The organism is Dermacoccus sp. Ellin185, from assembly GCF_000152185.1.
Lineage (GTDB): Bacteria > Actinomycetota > Actinomycetes > Actinomycetales > Dermatophilaceae > Dermacoccus > Dermacoccus nishinomiyaensis.
The window spans coordinates 1-596 of sequence record NZ_AEIQ01000101.1 but is presented as its reverse complement, the minus strand read 5'-3'; the positions used below and the strand labels follow the sequence as shown (position 1 = coordinate 596).

1 protein-coding gene is annotated in these 596 nt (G+C 67.1%); it reads left to right on the top strand.

Translation table 11 applies throughout. The features are described 5' to 3' along the window. Positions 1–95 precede the first annotated feature (95 nt). Positions 96–596, top strand: a 501-nt coding sequence (locus HMPREF0321_RS17450; RefSeq protein ID WP_371168043.1) for an IS30 family transposase, incomplete at its 3' end; no start/stop codon positions are given.

Here is a 596-nt window from a genome sequence, read left to right as displayed (position 1 = left end):
CCGGCCAGATCCGTGCGCCACAACAGGGAAGCCTCCTGCGATCAGGGCGATCCCTGCGCCATGCGCGCGTCGCGAAACCCCGACAACGCCGCGGCGTGTTGCGGAACATGACCTCCATCCACGATCGACCCACCAGCGTCGAAGACCGGGCCGAAGTCGGCCATTGGGAAGGTGACCTCATCGTGGGCCAGCGCCCGTCCGCCGTGGCCACCCTCGTCGAACGCTCCACCCGCCTGGTGCGCGTCGTCGCCCTGCCAAACGGGTACAAGGCTGACGCCGTCAGGGACGCTCTCATCGAGAATCTCGCCGACGTGCCGCCGCAGTTTCGTCGGTCGTTGACGTGGGATCGCGGCAGGGAAATGGCCTTCCACGACCAGGTGACGCACGCCCTGGGCATGCAAGTGTTCTTCTGTGACGCCCGTTCGCCATGGCAGCGCGGCACGAACGAAACTCCCCCGCGCGCTTCGCTCCAAGCAGGAGGTGCCCCCAGCGAACCGCCTGCTGCGTCAGTACCTCGCGAAGAACGCCGACCTACGCTCCTTCACCCAGACCGACCTCGACACCATCGCGACGCGCATCAACGAACGGCCCCGCAA